At 59.8% G+C, this 16,401-nt stretch carries 14 protein-coding genes and 2 pseudogenes; 15 read left to right on the forward strand and 1 reads right to left on the reverse strand.

What is annotated here, in order from left to right:
- Positions 1–394 precede the first annotated feature (394 nt).
- The 3 genes from PQR32_RS17010 to PQR32_RS17020 all read left to right on the forward strand — a co-directional run bounded on the left by PQR32_RS17010 (position 395) and on the right by PQR32_RS17020 (position 2,631).
- Positions 395–631, forward strand: a complete 237-nt coding sequence (locus PQR32_RS17010; RefSeq protein WP_408228906.1) for a hexameric tyrosine-coordinated heme protein — start codon at positions 395–397, stop codon at positions 629–631.
- A gap of 128 nt (positions 632–759) precedes the next feature.
- Positions 760–1,743 (forward strand): helix-turn-helix transcriptional regulator, encoded by a 984-nt coding sequence (locus tag PQR32_RS17015; RefSeq protein ID WP_408228909.1) that lies wholly within the window; start codon positions 760–762, stop codon positions 1,741–1,743.
- A 450-nt stretch (positions 1,744–2,193) separates the two neighbouring features.
- Positions 2,194–2,631: a response regulator gene (locus PQR32_RS17020; protein WP_408228912.1), complete on the forward strand. Its 438-nt coding sequence runs from the start codon at positions 2,194–2,196 to the stop codon at positions 2,629–2,631.
- 100 nt (positions 2,632–2,731) lie between these two features.
- On the opposite strand, the gene PQR32_RS17025 is transcribed toward PQR32_RS17020, so the two are convergent.
- Positions 2,732–3,541, reverse strand: a complete 810-nt coding sequence (locus PQR32_RS17025) for a transglutaminase-like domain-containing protein (protein ID WP_408228915.1) — start codon at positions 3,539–3,541, stop codon at positions 2,732–2,734.
- A gap of 688 nt (positions 3,542–4,229) precedes the next feature.
- On the opposite strand from PQR32_RS17025, the gene PQR32_RS17030 reads away from it, so the two are divergent.
- The 12 genes and pseudogenes from PQR32_RS17030 (at position 4,230) to tssE (ending at position 16,401) form a co-directional block, all read left to right on the forward strand.
- A complete protein-coding gene (locus PQR32_RS17030; protein WP_408228917.1) occupies positions 4,230–4,436 on the forward strand; it encodes a hypothetical protein in 207 nt (68 codons plus the stop codon).
- 36 nt (positions 4,437–4,472) lie between these two features.
- Positions 4,473–5,060 (forward strand): polyhydroxyalkanoate granule-associated phasin, encoded by a 588-nt coding sequence (locus tag PQR32_RS17035; RefSeq protein ID WP_408228920.1) that lies wholly within the window; start codon positions 4,473–4,475, stop codon positions 5,058–5,060.
- Positions 5,061–5,167: 107 nt separating this feature from the next.
- Complete coding sequence (locus PQR32_RS17040; protein ID WP_408228923.1) at positions 5,168–5,962, forward strand: class I SAM-dependent methyltransferase; 795 nt, start codon at positions 5,168–5,170, stop codon at positions 5,960–5,962.
- A 56-nt stretch (positions 5,963–6,018) separates the two neighbouring features.
- Positions 6,019–8,052 (forward strand): annotated as a pseudogene (locus tag PQR32_RS17045) (acyl CoA:acetate/3-ketoacid CoA transferase).
- Positions 8,053–8,091: 39 nt separating this feature from the next.
- Positions 8,092–9,753 carry an acetolactate synthase large subunit gene (locus tag PQR32_RS17050; RefSeq protein WP_408228926.1) on the forward strand — a complete coding sequence of 554 codons (1,662 nt, stop codon included), beginning with the start codon at positions 8,092–8,094 and terminating at the stop codon, positions 9,751–9,753.
- Positions 9,753–10,880, forward strand: coding sequence for a zinc-dependent alcohol dehydrogenase family protein (locus PQR32_RS17055; protein WP_408228929.1), 1,128 nt, complete (start codon positions 9,753–9,755; stop codon positions 10,878–10,880). Before PQR32_RS17050 ends, PQR32_RS17055 begins: the two co-directional genes overlap by 1 nt.
- Positions 10,881–11,675: 795 nt before the next feature.
- Positions 11,676–11,978 (forward strand): YuaX family protein, encoded by a 303-nt coding sequence (locus PQR32_RS17060; RefSeq protein ID WP_408228932.1) that lies wholly within the window; start codon positions 11,676–11,678, stop codon positions 11,976–11,978.
- 217 nt (positions 11,979–12,195) lie between these two features.
- A pseudogene (locus PQR32_RS17065) lies at positions 12,196–12,525 on the forward strand (DUF188 domain-containing protein); the annotation flags it as partial.
- Positions 12,526–13,210: 685 nt separating this feature from the next.
- Positions 13,211–13,774 carry a type VI secretion system contractile sheath small subunit gene (gene tssB, locus PQR32_RS17070; RefSeq protein WP_408228935.1) on the forward strand — a complete coding sequence of 188 codons (564 nt, stop codon included), beginning with the start codon at positions 13,211–13,213 and terminating at the stop codon, positions 13,772–13,774.
- 51 nt (positions 13,775–13,825) lie between these two features.
- Entirely contained in the window at positions 13,826–15,322 is a 1,497-nt protein-coding gene (gene tssC / locus PQR32_RS17075; protein WP_408228938.1) for a type VI secretion system contractile sheath large subunit, read from the forward strand.
- Between the two features lie 69 nt (positions 15,323–15,391).
- Positions 15,392–15,883, forward strand: a complete 492-nt coding sequence (locus tag PQR32_RS17080) for an Hcp family type VI secretion system effector (RefSeq protein WP_408183459.1) — start codon at positions 15,392–15,394, stop codon at positions 15,881–15,883.
- Positions 15,884–15,945: 62 nt separating this feature from the next.
- A complete protein-coding gene (tssE, locus tag PQR32_RS17085) occupies positions 15,946–16,401 on the forward strand; it encodes a type VI secretion system baseplate subunit TssE (protein ID WP_408228941.1) in 456 nt (151 codons plus the stop codon).

Genomic DNA, 16,401 nt, shown 5'->3' on the forward strand with positions numbered 1-16,401 from the left:
GAAAAATCAGGAAGCGGTCGCCAGCATCAGCGGATTCGCGCCGTCGTCCACGGACAAGCAGGCCAGCGTACGTATTGGCACACGTCATAAGTTTTAGCACCGGGCACACATGCGCAACCCGCCAAGGCCAATGGCACGCCCAGACCGGATTTACGGTTCACGTTGGCACTCATACGCCAGTCATCATGTATTGGCCCTTTCATACTGGAGAGCGCCCGTGACCATGCTCGATATCTGGCCCAACTCGGAGTTCGCGGGCGTCCTGCTCAAAGTTGGCAGGATGGTGGAGCAAAAACGGGACCGTCAATCGCCGCACGCGCTGATCCGGTTCATGGTACGGCCTTGTCAAAGGCGCCGCTGACGGTTTTATCAATCAGTCTGAAGGAGTAGTTCGATGGACATCACTCTCGTACCCGGCAATTCCCTCATCACGGCGACGCCCGAGGATGGTCGGCACCTGGCGATCAAAATGGCGCGCCTTGTGATCAAGGCCACGCAACCTGACGACGACGTACGGGCAAAGTTGCGCGACGTCTATGCGACCAACGCTTCAGACCTGATTCAGGTTGGCCACGTCGTGGCGCTCGAGTTCGCCACCATCGCTGCAGCGAACAACTATTGGCGAAGCTAATCGCACACGCCGCAAACGCGCCGCGCGATCCGTTGACAGCGCGGTGAGCAGGGTAGCCCCTGAGATGGCTCGCTACTGCTGTCGAGGGGTGCTATTCTGCGTGATCGTTCGTCGAGACGGTGATCAACATGAGTGACAGCCCGCTGCCCAGTATTCGGACATGGTCGACCAGCACCGTTCCTCGGGCGCAACGCGTGGCGTATTTCGAAGCTGCGTGTGCGACCGCGCTCATTCCCTTCAGCTTCTCGGGACCCGACGCAGCGAGTTTTTGCGCGTCGATCGAGGCCGTGGACCTGGGACCTCTCTCCTTAATGCGTCACAGCGGCAGTGCGCATATGGTTCGAAGCGGTAAGCTGGAGATCCAGCGCCAGATTGACCGCAACTTCAACGTGCTCGCGAGCCGCCGGGGATCGTGGCGACTCAGGCAGCGCGAGGAAAATCTGTTCGCCCCAAACATCACTGCCTTCACCGACTCGCAACTGGACTTGACGGTCGAGACACTGGAAGACTATGACTTTGTCAATCTCCAGCTTCCGGTCGACTGGGTGCATCAGTGGTTGCCGGACCCGGAGGCTTTGTTGGGCCGCCGCATCACTGCGCATACTCCGTGGGGTCGGGCGCTGACGAGTTTCATCACGGCCCTGACACCGGAAAGCATGGTCCGTCCACCGCTTCCGCCGCAACTCATCGCAGACCATCTGGGCGCCCTGCTCGCATTGGCCGCCAATGAGATTGCCGTCGGCGGCGACTCCCCAGCGCGAGGTGCCGCATCTTTGACCGATCGCATCGAAGACTGTATTCGGCAACGCTGCGGAGAGCTCTCGCTGACAGCCAGCGAAGTGGCACACGCGCTCGACATTTCGCCACGAACGCTGCATCGCCATCTGGCCTCCCGCAATCGGGCCTTCGGTGCTGTTCTCGTATCCGCGCGCGTCGCCGTGGCGGCCAGGATGCTCGAATCGCGCCTTTTCTCGCGCCTGACCACGGCTCAGATCGGACAACGTGCCGGTTTTGCAGACCCTTCACACTTTGCGCGAACGTTTCGCCGGGCGGTAGGCGTATCGCCTCGCAAATTCCGGCAGGGTGGACACGAGCCGGAACCCCACGAATGACGGTTGTGCCTGGCGTGGAAGGCGACTCACAATCGCCATCTGATCTTGCCACAACGATGAGCGGCAAAGCTGATCCTCACGACCGCTGTGAATCCGACGCGGGTCGTCGCGCGGCGTCTGCCAGACAAGGAGCGGCTTTATGCGGAAGCGGAAGTCCGAAGGAAAGGTGAATGGAGAAGCGAGTCTGCCGGAACTGCGCAGCCGTCGCGAGCTGACATTGGTAGGAATCCAGAACGCCAGAATCCCGGCGACTCAACCTGGCTAGTGCGTGCAACCGTCATCGGCAGGGATCAATGCTCCCTATCGTGCTCATCCCTCAACGGTCAGCCGGAAGGTCACCATCGCGACCGCGGTGAGGTTTTTCGACGTCGGGGAGCGTCGGCCGTCACCTATCTGGCGCTTGCGGTATGGTTGTTGCGGAGAATACCTATTCTTCCCGGACTCGCGTTCATGCCAACCATCCTTCTCGTCGACAACGAACCAGACATCCTGATGGTGTTCAGAATGGCGTTGGAGTGGCGTGGGTATCGGGTTCTGGAATCGGCAAATGGCGAAATTGCATTGCAGAAAGCAGGACGTACGCTGCCGGATCTCGTTGTCACGGACTGCAACATGCCGCTGATGGACGGAGTCGAGTTGTGCCGACGCCTGAAGAGATACCCGGCGCTTGCACAGATACCGGTGATCATGATTTCCGCTCTGCCGCCGGAGCACCAAAAGCAGACTCTGTGGAACGCGTTCTTCCTTAAACCCGTTGACCTCGACGCGTTCGAGTCGACCGTAGGTCTGCTGCTCCTGTCGCGGCCCTCGCGCGAAACAATGCCGCCGGTCTTTTCAGACCGGGCTATCTCCCGGTGGCAACCTGTGTCATCGAAATGCCTGCCTTGAGGTTGCCACGACCCCGCTCGCGATTATCCCTGGCGCCACGCCGCGCGGCGATGTACGCGCCGAGTGAGGAGCGCACAGCGTACAACGCTGCACGGAAGCGTTAACCACCGGGTTCGCACACCACTTTGAACTTGACGAGTACGGCCGGCCCGAACGCGTTGCTCAGAGCAACATCGGTTGCGTCGCGACCTCGCGACATCAGCACACGGCCAGTCCTGGGCGCGTTGTTCCGGGGATCGAAAGTCTGCCAGCGATCACCTAGATATGCTTCAAACCATGCGCAAAAGTCCATCGGCGCGTAGGGCGGCGGCAGACCGACATCGCTGATATAGCCGCTACAGTAGCGCGCGGGAATATTCATCGCGCGACACAGCGCAACCGCCAGGTGTGCGTAGTCCCGGCACACACCGATTCCTTCCTGGTAGGCTTCGTGAGCTGTTCTTGTCGGCCGGGCTTGCTGGTAGTCAAAGGCAATATGCCGGTGCACGTAGTCGCAAATTGCCTGCACGCGAGGCCGTCCTTGGGGCGTGCCGCCAAACAATGCCCATGCCGTGTTCGACAGCAGGTCAGTTTCACAATACCTGCTTCCGAGCAGGAACTGCATGCACTCATCGGGTAGATGCTCCACCGGACTCTGGTAGTTTTCCGCCGCCGGCTCTTCGGGGCGGTCCGATACGTTCAGCAACGCCTCGGTCGAAAGCGTGAGGAAGCCGTAGGAAGGTGTGACCAGACGGCTGCAAAGATTGCCGAACGAGTCGTGATACTGCGTAAGCGGTATCGGTGGATCGACCTGCAGGCGATCCGGTTCGATCACATCATCCACGTGCGAGGAATGGGTGTTCAGCATGAGGAGCATGGGAATGGGCTGGCTGCACGAAAAGACCAGTTCAAAGCCGACGCGAAGGTTCATGGCCCCTCCGCCTTTACAAAGCAACCGCACCGCTTGCGACGCAATGCTCGTCCGCCACCATGTGCTCGGGTCCTAACGACCGTCCGCATGCCGGGCATGCCGGCGTCGTCTCTGAGAAGAGTGCGTCAAGGCCGTCGTAAATTCCGTTGTGGGACAACTCGCGCAGTGTCGCGAGGTACCAGTGCGATCGGCCGTCGTCGTACCTGCTTTCGATGATTGAGCCCTGATGCCCGCATGGGCAGATGACGTTAGTAATCGTACGGGATGCCATGATGCTCTCCAAGGGCTCGGCGCCGAGCGTTGCTGTCAGACCGCCTGCTTCCGGGTGCCCGGGGCCAAGATTGAGTTTCGTTTTCTTCAGTCGCGTCGGGGTCAGCGCGCCTATCAGAAGCAGCGGTTCCACCCGGTTCATGTACCAACGGATTGCGCAACAGATGTACCTGGCTATCTGGACTCGTCGCCGTCGCCCGAATTAGGCGCGGACAGCGCGTCGCTGGAGATAGACGAGTAGATTCGATTGAGATGGGGCGACCATCGCGAGGAAATCACTTTTCGTCTCAACGATTTGCGTCCTCGGAAAGCCTGGTTTTGACAAATTCGGATTCCATTGACAAAGCCAGGCTCAATTCGATGACTTCCGACGCAATAACCAACGATGGGTAGTGGACCCGCAGTCTGCGCAACGCCTATGCCTGATCCGCCAAACAAAGCCACTCGCCAGCCGGCATTGAAACAGGTGTTGCGGTGCAGCATTTATCCGCTTATGCTGGGGTCATTGCCGGACGTCGTGAAGCAACGCGAACGCCTCGTCGGTGTGCTTTTGAGTATGACGCGCGCCTTGAGCGTTGCGCCCCTTCATATTTTCGACATTGCCGCGCTGGAACTATGGGCCTGAGGGCCGGGACGGCCGCGTGGGCGTTTGCCCCTTTCTATGAACATTAAAGGCCGTGCCGGCACATTTCTCGCCTGTGCAAAATTCAATATTTTTAGGCATCCATATCAAGTGGATTGTTATATGGAAAACATAACACCTGTTTCGTCACGCCATGAACCCGTCTTCGACGTCTCCTGCAACTGGTTCCGTCTCTTTGCCGAGGTTTGTGAACTGCTCAATGCAACGACCCAAGTGGTGCGCCTGCGCACTGTACGCATGGCATTGGCGGGTCCGGTGCCCAGTCCGCGTGACCGGGCTGAGTTCAGCATCATGGGCATTGAGAAATGTGAGGCGACATCGGAATCGATAGAGGCGATGAACTCCGGGCTTATCAAGCTAGCCGTCGAGTTCACTCGCGATACCTGCAATCTGCTCTGCGCCATGTCAACGGCGCCGACCGGATTTGCCTCAAGGCGCCCGGTCACGCAAGGGTGTGAACATCAGCCAAGCCTTTTGACGACCGTCGTTCAGTCTCCCTCGAACCCCTTGTATCTGGCAAGTTCAATGACCTCTCTGGTCCGGGAAATGCTCGCACCGATTCATGGCCGTGCCACCGCGAATGCAAAACGCCTGGGCGCGGGATGACCGCCGCCATAGAGCGTCCGCGCGCGAAAGATCGCCCTGCGTCACGTCAACGAAGCGATCGTGAAATAGCCCGGATCCCCTCGAGACTGGAGGGTATATCGGAAACGATGCTGTGGACGCTCTACGACCGGGCCTGCGAATCGCGTCGCGCCGACGCCATTCTTGTCGATCCGGATAGCGTGCGCATCTGCAACGCCATTGACTACGATTTCGCGGGCCACTTCGGCCATCCCGTTGGCTCCTTCTCCGCGCGGGCCGCGGAAATCGATCAGCTCCTGAAAGACTGGCTCGACCGGCATCCGAAAGGACTGGTCATATCGCTGGGGGAGGGGCTTGAAACACAGGCTCATCGTGTAGACAACGGCCACATGACCTGGCTCACGGTCGACTTGCCGCCGGCGATTGAATTACGCGAGCGATTCCTGCCTTCTTCGAGGCGCTTTCGCTGTATCGCTTCAAGTGTTTTCGAGCCGGACTGGGCAAATGGGATCAAAGCCAGCGCTGATGTTTTTGTCGTTGCACAAGGGCTGTTCATGTATCTCCAGCCAGATGCGGTGAGACGCCTGTTTATCCGGATCGCCGAGCGCTTTCCGGGCGCCGAGATTGCATTTGACGCGATCCCGCGCTGGTTTTCCGGGCTCACCCAATGGGGTGTCATGACAACGCCGCGTTACCGTTTGCCGCCGATGCCGTGGGGCATCAATGGCGATGAGGTAGAGACGCGTCTGCATGGCTGGTCGTCGGATATAGCAGCGCTGCGCACGTTCGAGTATTGTGCGCCACGTGGCTGGGCAAGGTTGGCGGCAGACCTTTGCCGCCTTCATCCGCTCGCGAAGAGTCATTTGCCGTTCCTGGTGCATGTGAAGTTGAAAGACCGTCGACTAGCCGGACGTGCAGGATGACGGGCATCGATGTCGCAAGCGTCGCATGAACGGACTGCGCGTCCGTTTCATTGGTGATGCCAGGGCGACGCGCGCCGCGAACTCACCTCTTTCAGGCGAGCACTATGCAAGACAAGATTGTCACCGCTGACGACGCCATCGGATTGATCCGCGACGGCGACGCTGTCTGTTGTTCAGGCTTTGTCGGCATTGGCACGCCGGACGAGTTGATCACGGCGTTGGCCCGGCGTTTCACTGAATCCGGCTTCCCACGGGATCTGACGCTGGTGTTCGCGGCGGCGCCGGGCGATGGCAAGGACCGCGGGCTCAACCGGGTCGCCCTGGAGGGATTGGTCAAACGCGCCATTGGCGGCCATTGGTCGTTAGTGCCAAAGCTTGCTCGGATGGCGACCGACAATCTGATCGAGGCCTACAACCTGCCGCTTGGAACGATGTCGCATCTGTACCGCGACATCGCGGCCCACAGGGCAGGCACGCTTACTTAAGTGGGATTGGGCACCTTCGTCGATCCGCGTCAGGCGGGCGGGAAGATCAACGCGAGGACCACCGAGGATCTGGTTAGCACGATCGATCTCGACGGCAAGACCTGGCTTTTATACAAGGTCTTTCCGCTCAACGTCGCGCTGATTCGCGGCACAACGGCTGATCCGGAAGGCAATATCACGATGGAACGCGAAGCGCTGGTGCTCGATGCGCAGGCAGTCGCGATGGCAGTTCACAACTCAAACGGACTCGTCATCGCGCAGGTGGAGAGGATCGCGGCGAGCGGAACACTCGACCCTCGCACAGTCGTGGTTCCGGGCATCTTCGTCGACCGTGTTGTAGTCGCATCGCCCGACGCGCAGCCGCAGACTTACGGGACGGCCTATAACCCGGCGTTTTCCAGCGAGGTCAGGATTCCAGCCGGAGCGAACGAATGCCCGCTGCTCGACGAGCGGAAGGTGATGGCTCGTCGTTGCGCGTTCGAACTTCCGCTTGATGGCGTGATCAACCTGGGTATCGGCGTTCCTGAGGTCGTTGGCGCTGTCGCCGCGGAGGAGCATCTGCTGAGCCATCTGACCTTGACCGCGGAGCCTGGGATCATCGGCGGCGTGCCGCAGGGCGGCCTGGACTTTGGCGCTGCCGTCAACACGGATGCGCTGCTTCACCAGAACCAGCAGTTCGATTTCTACGATGGCGGCGGCCTGGACCTGGCGTGCCTCGGTATGGCGCAAATCGACCGAAGCGGAAACGTCAACGTAAGCCGTTTTGGTCCACGACTAGCCGGTGCCGGCGGCTTCATCAATATCAGTCAGAATGCTTCGCGGGTGGTATTTGCTGGAACGTTCACGGCGGGTGGCCTTGAAGTCGTGGTGGAGGCGGGGCGTCTTCGTATCGTGACGGAAGGCTCACAAAAGAAACTTGTCGAGTCGGTCGAGCAGATCACATTCAACGGACGACTCGCTGCCGAACGCGGCCAGCCAGTGCTGTATGTGACGGAGCGTTGTGTATTCCGGCTAACGTCAGAAGGGCTCGAGTTGACGGAAGTCGCACCGGGCATTGACGTCGATCGGGACATTCTTTCGCACATGGACTTCGCCCCGATCGTGCTAAGTCCACGACCCATGAATTCACGAATCTTCCTGCCGCAACTGATGAATCTGGCAACCGTGTTGCTTGATTCGCAATTCGCTCAGAGACTCAGCTACGAAGCAGAGCAAAACACCCTGTTTGCAAATTTCGAAGGGATGGCGGTTCGCTCCAATAGCGACATTGAAAGCGTGCGCCGCGTGTTCGAGGCATTCTGCAAACCCATCGGACAGAAAGTCTCGCTAATCGTCAACTACGACGGATTCAGACTGGACCACGCAGTCGCCGATCAGTACTTTGAAATGGCAGCGCGGCTGCAATCGCAGTACTACAAGTCGGTGAGCCGCTTTACTAGCTGCGCGTTCATGCGCGCAAAGCTGCGCGCGGCTTTCCGCGACGCGACTTCTGCATCCCATGTCTGTGAAACGCGTGCCGACGCCATGGCGTTTGCGAGGGAGCAGCACGAAGCTGTCAGCGACGGCGTGCTCCAGTTCCCACGCCGACGCCACCAGCCGTTCTGAAGTGCCTGGCCGCGTATTGAAGAAACAAGGAGTCTATTTGTGAAAGCATCCGACCTGTTCGTCAAGGCCCTGGAGAATGAAGGTGTCGAACGCATCTTTGCCGTGCCGGGCGAGGAAAACCTCGATGTCCTGGATTCGTTGCGGCACTCGGGTATCGAGCTCATCGTGACTCGCCATGAACAATCGGCGGCCTTCATGGCGGCCACTCATGGGCGCCTGACCGGAAAGCCTGGCGTTTGTATGGCGACGCTTGGCCCCGGGGCGTTGAATCTCGTGACAGGCGCGGCTTACGCTCATCTGGGTGCAATGCCGATGGTACTGATCACCGGACAGAAGGCCATCATGACAGCGCGCCAGGCTCGCTTTCAGATCGTCGACATCGTGGCGACGATGAAACCGCTCACCAAGGCGTCCCGGCAGATTGTCAACGGCGCCAGCATTCCGACCGTGGTGCGCGAGGCATTCCGGGTTGCTGCGCAAGAGCGGCCGGGTCCGGTGCATCTTGAGTTGCCGGAAGACGTGGCCGGCTCGGAGGTAGGCGGCGACGTCCCGTTGATTCCATTGCATGCGGTCGACCTGCCTGTCGCCGGGCAGGCAGCAATCGAGCAGGCTGCTGCCTTGCTGAAGAGCGCCAGGCGTCCGCTGGTCATGTTCGGCGCGGCCAGCAACCGCCCCCGTCTTGCCGGGCAGTTGACCGACTTCATCCGGCGCACGGGCATGCCGTACTTCAACACGCAAATGGGTAAGGGCACCGTGTCCGCAATCGGTCGCGAGGAGGCGTCAGAACTCTGGATGGGCACGGCGGCGCTAAGCGAACGCGACTACCTGCACGAGGCGATCGATCGCGCCGACCTGATCCTCGCAATCGGCCATGACACGGTCGAGAAACCGCCTTTTATCATGGGGCCCGGCGGGCCGATGGTCATTCACGTGGGATATACGCCGGCCAATGTCGAGCAGGTGTTCTTCCCGCACGCGGAAGTGGTCGGAGACCTCGGTTTGAGCCTTGGGCGCCTGGCTGATCTGCTGGAGGGAGACCTGCCGCACGCGGCGGCGTTGGCGCCGCTGCGCGAGGATATCCTGAGACGCACACTGGGACGGGCGGAGGAATCGCGCTTTCCGTTGACGCCACAACGCATCGTTCACGACGTCAGGAAGATCATGCCGGCCGACGGCATCGTTGCGCTCGACAATGGCATGTACAAACTCTGGTTCGCGCGGTGCTACAGAACCCGTAGCGCGAATACGCTATTGCTCGACAATGCGCTGGCAACCATGGGGGCGGGCTTGCCATCGGCGATGATGGCCGCGATTCTTTATCCGGATCGTCGTGTCATGGCTGTCTGCGGTGACGGCGGCTTTATGATGAACTCGCAGGAACTCGAGACGGCGGTGAGACTGAAGCTCAATCTCGTCGTGCTGATCATTCAGGACGACGCCTACGGAATGATTCGCTGGAAGCAGGCCGTCGACAAATTTGCTGATTGGGGACTGACTTTCGGTAACCCTGATTTTGTCAAATATGCGGATGCGTACGGCGCAAAGGGCAGGCGCATTGAGACGGCAGAGGCTTTGGCTCCCGCATTGGAGAGCGCATTCGGCGAAGGCGGGGTGCAACTGGTCATCGTACCGGTCGACTACTCGGAAAACGTCCGCGTCTTTGTTGAGGAACTAGGCAATCGGGTCATGGAGGTCGCGTAATGAAGATCAAGGCAGCAGTGCTGGAAACAATGGGCGCAGCGTATCCGTATGCCGTTTCCCGTCCGTTGCGTATCGACGAGGTTGACCTTGCGCCGCCGGGGCCTGATGAAGTGCTTATCAAAATCGCCGCCGCGGGGTTGTGTCACTCCGACCTGTCCGTCATCAACGGCGATCGGCCGCGCCCCATGCCGATGGCACTCGGACATGAGGCCGCTGGCGTCGTCGCCGAGCTGGGGGCCGGCGTTACCGATCTTCAGATTGGCGATCACGTCGTGGTTGTGTTTGTGCCGAGCTGCGGTCATTGCGCACCATGCGCCGAAGGCCGGCCGGCCTTGTGCGAGCCGGGCGCGGCGGCGAACGGCGCGGGCACGCTACTCTCTGGCGGGCGTCGCCTTACGCGCGGTGGCGAGACATTGAACCACCACCTTGGCTGCTCGGTATTTGCGGAATACGCGACCGTATCGCGGCGCTCGGTCGTCAGGATCGATGCCAGTGTGCCGCTCGACGAAGCAGCGCTATTCGGATGTGCCGTGCTCACGGGCGTCGGCGCGGTGGTGAATACGGCGCAAATCCGTGCAGGCGCTTCTGTTGCCGTGGTCGGTCTGGGGGGAGTGGGGCTGGCAGCCCTGATCGGCGCGCAAGCGGCCGGCGCTCGCCAGATCATCGCGGTCGACCTGTCCGATGCGAAACTGGAACAGGCGCGCGCCCTCGGCGCCACGCACACGGTCAACGCGGGCCGCGATGACGCCGTCGAGCAGATCCGGGCGTTGAGCTCAGGCGGGGTCGAGTTTGCCTTCGAATTCGCAGGCGCCATTCGCGCTCTGGATCTCGCTTATCGCATCACCCGTCGCGGTGGGTTGACCGTCACCGCGGGTCTGCCGCCGTCTACCGCACTATGGCCGCTGCCGGCAGTGAGTCTGGTCGCTGAAGAGCGCACACTGAAAGGCAGCTATATCGGCACGTGCGTGCCGGCGCGCGACATTCCCCATTACATCGATCTTTATATGCAGGGCAGGCTGCCGGTCAACAAACTACTCACCGGCCGTCTGACGCTAGATGAAATCAATCATGGCTTCGATCTGCTCCACGAAGGAAAAGCGATTCGACAGGTCGTAATGTTTGGATAGTTCCTGAATCGAGCTCTCGCATTATAGTTTTCCTTCCCGGTACGTGACCGTACTGAAATTCCCCGCACTTGCCTGTAGCGTCTATTAAATCAACTCACGGCGACATTGTGCGATGGTCGTCGTACAGACGAATGCCCAGAGCGGATTTTCCAGTTCGCTGCGTGGCGTCTTTCAATCGGGGTAGCTGTCATGAATCCACTAACGCTGTTTCTTCTCACTGCGCTCGTTTTTGCGTCGCTTGAATTCCGGGCGATGATCTGGCAGGACACTGATGCTTTGCAGCAGCATGTGAACGGTAGGGCGCCGAGGCAACTTCCTGAGTAGTCGCTGTGGGCAATCGACAACTGTGAAAACAGAATGGACACAACCCTTCAGCACCCGGTCCACGAGCAGACCGTGCCGGTGTTGTCGGTAATGGACGGCTTTGCGTTGCTGAACCGTGCCGCAGGAAGAGAGGGCTGTGGACCGCGATGACTCGTCTGTCGGTGTGAGGCGGCCAACCATGCACGGCAAAAGGCCGCAAAAGCGGCCGCCCAAGCGGAAGCTCCAAGGGGCATGCAAGTGTCGTTGAGCGTTCCGCGACAATTTCAGCCCCGCGGGATTTTGCCGGACGCAATGAACATGCCTCAAGGTGGAACAGTCGATTCTATTCGCTTCACCGCGTACAGCAACCCTTCCGTTGTTTCGAACCCAACACCCACCTTCATCGCCCGGCAGGTTTGTTCTGGATGTGTAACGATAGTCACGTAACTCGCACCTGTCTGATCACTCTGGACAACCCAACGGGGAGGGTAGATGAGAGAAAATGCCAAGACGCTATTCGTCGCTTCCGAGGACATTGCAACAGCGTTGAACCTGCTGGAGAGTATTGAGGTTGAGGTCGGGTACGATAGCGATGATCCTGAGAGCATCGAGCAGGCGATTCTCGCCGTCGAGGAGGCGATCAATACCTGCCTGAGCGGCCATCGCGGCGATGCACGTATCGAATCAGCCATCCTTCGCGTCAAGTCGGACTTCCGGTGCGCGATCCTTGAGCAAGCCTCGTCCGATGACGACGATGATGATGAAGTCATCAGCAGCGTCCACACCTTGCATTGATATTGTCGCGCCAATATCACCCGATCGCCGATTGGCGATCGGGTAGCCACGTCATGATGCACTGAGCTGGAATCAAACGCCTGATTTGTTTCTCGAACAGCGTGATAGAGCCGAGCCACCTTTCCGATCGCAACAAGGTGGCTATAGCGATAAATACCTCGAATTTGTCGTGTGGCACGACAGGATGCCGCAACTTAACAACAACAGGCATGCTGCAATGCCGATACTGGTTGTTCCAGACGCCTGTCCGGCAGTCGTAAAGGCAATGCTTGTCGGGCCGCGCGGCGGGTCGAAATTCCTGTCATGCCGGTGACCAATCAGTATCTGCGCACCCCGCCTTCCGCTTTCATACGGACCGTGCAAGTCCCATCCGGCTTTGACGCTGCCGACAATCAGATTGTCGGGCTCGTTCGAGGCGGTGACCTGGTGACTACTGCCGAAATTCCTCTGGCTGCTACCGTGCTTGAGAAGAGCGCTTTCGTGCTCGCCCTACACGGACGCTGGATCAATCGGGGAACTGCAGGAGCGTCTGACGATGCGTGCCGTGTGATTCGCTCCGCCGGAGCCACCTGGCCCTGCGTAAGCGGGCCCGCCTGGGCCAGCATAAGTGACGAGAACAGGCAAAGCATCCAACCGGTTCGCCGCTCGCTTTTTCAGCACGGCCGTGCCGAAAATGATTGGCATTTCAGGCCTTCAGGATTCGCGCGCCGTGCCGAAAAAGAGGGGAGACGGTGTGATTAGCGGGAATAAATTCTCCTTGAATCCTAAAAATTTCTCTTTAGAATTGGCGCTCTCAGTCAAACAGCCTGAGGGAGACTCGATACGTCGCCATTGCAGCGCTATATGCGGCGGTTATCAAATAAAGTTAAGTATCGGAAACAATTGGTAATCAAAAATAAATTCAGGCCTAACATCAGACAAAAGGAAATGTCGCGTGCGTGACCAACGCGTGTCATATACCTCCCGGACTTTTTAATTTCTTTGCTATTCGTGAGCTGATGCGTGACGGGGATTCGCATCGACTTGCAACCATACCGGATACACGGCGACGGGCGGACCTGTAGACGCCGTCCGGCGTAATGCGCGTATCCGGTATTACCCTAAGGACGTAGTGCGAGTCCTTCGCTTTAAAACTTATCCCCGCTATGTGTTGCACCTGAATCGAGTCAGGGGCGTGCTTCTGGACGCCTTGTCAAAACGTAATTCGAGTTCTCTTTATCTCGGGGATGTTCATGTCCAATAGTTTGCAGAAATGGGTCGGCCGCAATCGTCCGCCTCGCGTTCAGATCACGTACGACGTCGAACTCGGCGGCGCTATCGAAAAGCGTGAATTGCCGATGGTCGTCGGGTTGATGGCCGATCTCTCCGGCCACCCAGCCACGCCGCTGCCCAAGCTGAAAGAGCGTCGCTTCGTCGATGTCGATCGCGACAACTTCGACGAGATCATGGGCAAGATCGAGCCGCGCCTCGAACTGTCGGTGCCTGACACGATGAAGGGCGAAGGCAATCTGAAAGTCGAACTGAAGTTTCAGCAGTTCGCCGACTTTCATCCGGAAAGCCTCGTGCGTCAGGTGCCGCGCCTGGCCAAGCTGCTCGAAGCGCGTCAGCAATTGCGCGATCTGCTTGCCAAGCTCGACGGCAACGACGAACTCGATTCGATGCTGGAGCGCATCGTTCAGAACTCGGAAGAACTGAAGAAGCTGAAGAGCCAGGCCTACGTCGGCGATGCGCCGGCGGCCGCAGCGGCTGAGGCGAGCGCAGTCACGCCGACGACGGAAGACACTCCGTCCGAGTGACGGCCCATTTTCAGCGTCGCTGAAGCGACACTCCTCTCAGGACTGACCCAGATGGAAACGAATATCTCCGCCGAAGCCGCGGGCGTACACGCCGGCGCGCAAGTCGCCGAGCTGAGCCTGCTCGAGCGCATCGTTCAGGAAGGCAATATGGCCGTCGAGCCGTCGCAAGGCGGCTACGCACGAAAGCTCATCGGCCAGCTCGCCTCGCAGATTCTCGACGAAGGCATGCGCACGAGCCCGGACAAGGGCGTCGTGGCGATGATCAACGAACGCGTCGCCGAAATCGACAAGCTGCTGACTGACCAGCTCAACGCGATCATGCACGACTCGGCCTATCAGGAACTGGAAGCGTCGTGGTACGGCCTGCACGACATGGTGTTCGGCACCGAGACCGGTACGAACCTGAAGCTGCGACTGCTCAACGTCACGAAGAAGGAACTGCACAAGGACCTCGAGACGGCTGTCGACCACGACATGAGCGTGCTGTTCAAGAAGATCTACGAAGAAGAGTACGGCACGTTCGGCGGCCACCCGTTCTCGCTGCTGGTCGGCGATTACTCGTTCGGTCGTCATCCGCAAGACATGGCCTTGCTCGAGCGCATCTCGCGCGTGGCCGCCGCGGCGCATGCGCCGTTCATCGCCGCTGCCGCACCGAGCCTGTTCGACCTGAAGTCGTACACCGAACTCGGCGTGGCGCGCGACCTGTCGAAGACGTTCGAAAGCGCTGAACTGGCCGCCTGGCGCAGCTTCCGCGAATCGGAAGACTCGCGTTACGTGTCGCTAGTGTTGCCGAGCTACGCGGCGCGTCTGCCGTATGGCGCGAAGACCAACCCGGTCGAATCGTTCGGTTTCGAAGAGGATGTCGACGGCACGGACCATAGCAAGTACCTGTGGGCGAACTCCGCCTATCAACTGGGTCTGCGCATCACCGACGCCTACGCGAAGTACAGCTGGGCCACGGCGATTCGCGGCGTGGAAGGCGGCGGCAAGGTCGACGGTATTGCGGCGCATGCGTACAAGACGAATGAAGGCGACATCACGCTGAAGTGCCCGACGGAAGTCACGATTACCGATCGCCGCGAGAAGGAACTGAGCGATCTCGGCTTTATCGCGCTGGTCAACTCGAAGGGCTCGGACTTCGCGACCTTCTTCGGCGGCCAGACGGTCAACAAGCCGAAGGCCTACAACAAGGACGAAGCCAACGCCAACGCGCAACTCTCCGCGCGTCTGCCGTTCGTGCTGGCCGCGTCGCGCTTCGCGCATTACATCAAGGTGATCATGCGCGACAAGGTGGGCAGCTTCCAGACCCGCGCCGATGTCGAGACCTATCTGAACAACTGGATTGCCGGGTACGTGCTGATCAACGCGTCGGCCTCGCATGAGCAGAAGGCGCGCTATCCGCTCGGCCAGGCTCGCGTGGACGTGACCGAAGTACCGGGCAAGCCCGGTGCGTATCGCGCCACGTGTTTCCTGAAGCCGCACTTCCAGATGGAAGAGCTGACGGCCTCGATCCGCCTCGTGGCGGATCTGCCGGGCGCGGCTGCTTAATCGTCGATGTATGACGCGCGCCACGCGCGCGTCATACCGCTTTCATTCACCTATTGATTCAGGCAAGTTATGGATACCATCATCCTGCAATTCAAGGACGTCAAGGGCAACTCGCTGATCGACGGCTTCAAGGACGGCATTCAGCTGACGTCGTTCTCGCAAAGCGTGGCGATCACGATGAACCCCGACACGTCGAACACCGAGCGCACGCTCGGCCGTCCGTCGTTCAGCGAATTCAATCTGAGCAAAGACACCGATCAGTCGACGCCCGCGCTGTACGCCGCCTGTACGGCCGGCACGAAGCTTGGCAACGCGACGATCTCGATCGGCCGTAACGAAGGCGGCAAGTTCATGCTGCAGATGAAGTACGTGCTGACGAACGCGATGATCGCGAACATCACCACGAGCGGCGGCGGCTCGAGCATGATGGACTCGTTCACCATCAACTTCACGGCGATGACCTCGCAATACACCCAGCAGAACGCGGATTCGACGCTGGCCGGCACCGCGCCGTTCGGTTGGGATCTGACCACCAACAAGGCGATCAGCCCGGCTGCGTAACGTTTCGCCGCCCGCCGCGAGGCGGGCGTTTTCGCTCTGTGACGGTTCAACCGGTTTTGCGTATGTCGGCAATCGCCAACGGCTTTCCCCTTCCTCTGTTCGAGCGTCTTGTCGAAGACGCTGACGCATGGTTGCAAGGCGAGCACGCGCTTCGACAATCCGTCGCGCGGGAGTTGTCGCGTCTGCTCAATGCGCGTTCGAGCCTGACGATGGAAACCTTCGCGAAGAGCGACGGAACCGTGCTGGACTACGGGCTGCCCGATTTCTCCGATCTGTCGCTGCGCTCGCAGCGCGACCGCGACGCCATCGTCGCCGCCGTGCGCCAGGCGATCGCGTTGTTCGAGCCGAGACTGGCCGACGTCGAGGTGGACTTCAGCTTTCCGTCCGGCGACGAGCGCCACGCCGTGCTAACGGTGGACGGCAAAATGCGCGTGAACCAGTCGGTCGAACACGTCTTCTTCGAATTGCAGGGCGGTGCGCGCGGCAGCGCTGATGCACGCTGGAAGGACGCAGACTGA

The sequence above is a fragment of the Paraburkholderia dipogonis genome (assembly GCF_046027395.1).
In the GTDB taxonomy this organism is placed as follows: domain Bacteria; phylum Pseudomonadota; class Gammaproteobacteria; order Burkholderiales; family Burkholderiaceae; genus Paraburkholderia; species Paraburkholderia dipogonis_A.

What these genes read in the sequence shown, in the direction of transcription:
- PQR32_RS17055 (WP_408228929.1), top strand. Translation starts at nt 9,753, where the DNA reads ATGAAGATCAAGGCAGCAGTGCTGGAAACAATGGGCGCAGCGTATCCG.
- PQR32_RS17060 (WP_408228932.1), top strand. Translation starts at nt 11,676, where the DNA reads ATGAGAGAAAATGCCAAGACGCTATTCGTCGCTTCCGAGGACATTGCA.
- tssE (WP_408228941.1), top strand. Translation starts at nt 15,946, where the DNA reads ATGTCGGCAATCGCCAACGGCTTTCCCCTTCCTCTGTTCGAGCGTCTT.
- PQR32_RS17080 (WP_408183459.1), top strand. Translation starts at nt 15,392, where the DNA reads ATGGATACCATCATCCTGCAATTCAAGGACGTCAAGGGCAACTCGCTG.
- PQR32_RS17020 (WP_408228912.1), top strand. Translation starts at nt 2,194, where the DNA reads ATGCCAACCATCCTTCTCGTCGACAACGAACCAGACATCCTGATGGTG.
- PQR32_RS17025 (WP_408228915.1), bottom strand. Translation starts at nt 3,541, where the DNA reads ATGAACCTTCGCGTCGGCTTTGAACTGGTCTTTTCGTGCAGCCAGCCC.
- tssB (WP_408228935.1), top strand. Translation starts at nt 13,211, where the DNA reads ATGTCCAATAGTTTGCAGAAATGGGTCGGCCGCAATCGTCCGCCTCGC.
- PQR32_RS17010 (WP_408228906.1), top strand. Translation starts at nt 395, where the DNA reads ATGGACATCACTCTCGTACCCGGCAATTCCCTCATCACGGCGACGCCC.
- PQR32_RS17035 (WP_408228920.1), top strand. Translation starts at nt 4,473, where the DNA reads ATGAACATTAAAGGCCGTGCCGGCACATTTCTCGCCTGTGCAAAATTC.
- PQR32_RS17015 (WP_408228909.1), top strand. Translation starts at nt 760, where the DNA reads ATGAGTGACAGCCCGCTGCCCAGTATTCGGACATGGTCGACCAGCACC.
- PQR32_RS17030 (WP_408228917.1), top strand. Translation starts at nt 4,230, where the DNA reads ATGCCTGATCCGCCAAACAAAGCCACTCGCCAGCCGGCATTGAAACAG.
- tssC (WP_408228938.1), top strand. Translation starts at nt 13,826, where the DNA reads ATGGAAACGAATATCTCCGCCGAAGCCGCGGGCGTACACGCCGGCGCG.
- PQR32_RS17040 (WP_408228923.1), top strand. Translation starts at nt 5,168, where the DNA reads ATGCTGTGGACGCTCTACGACCGGGCCTGCGAATCGCGTCGCGCCGAC.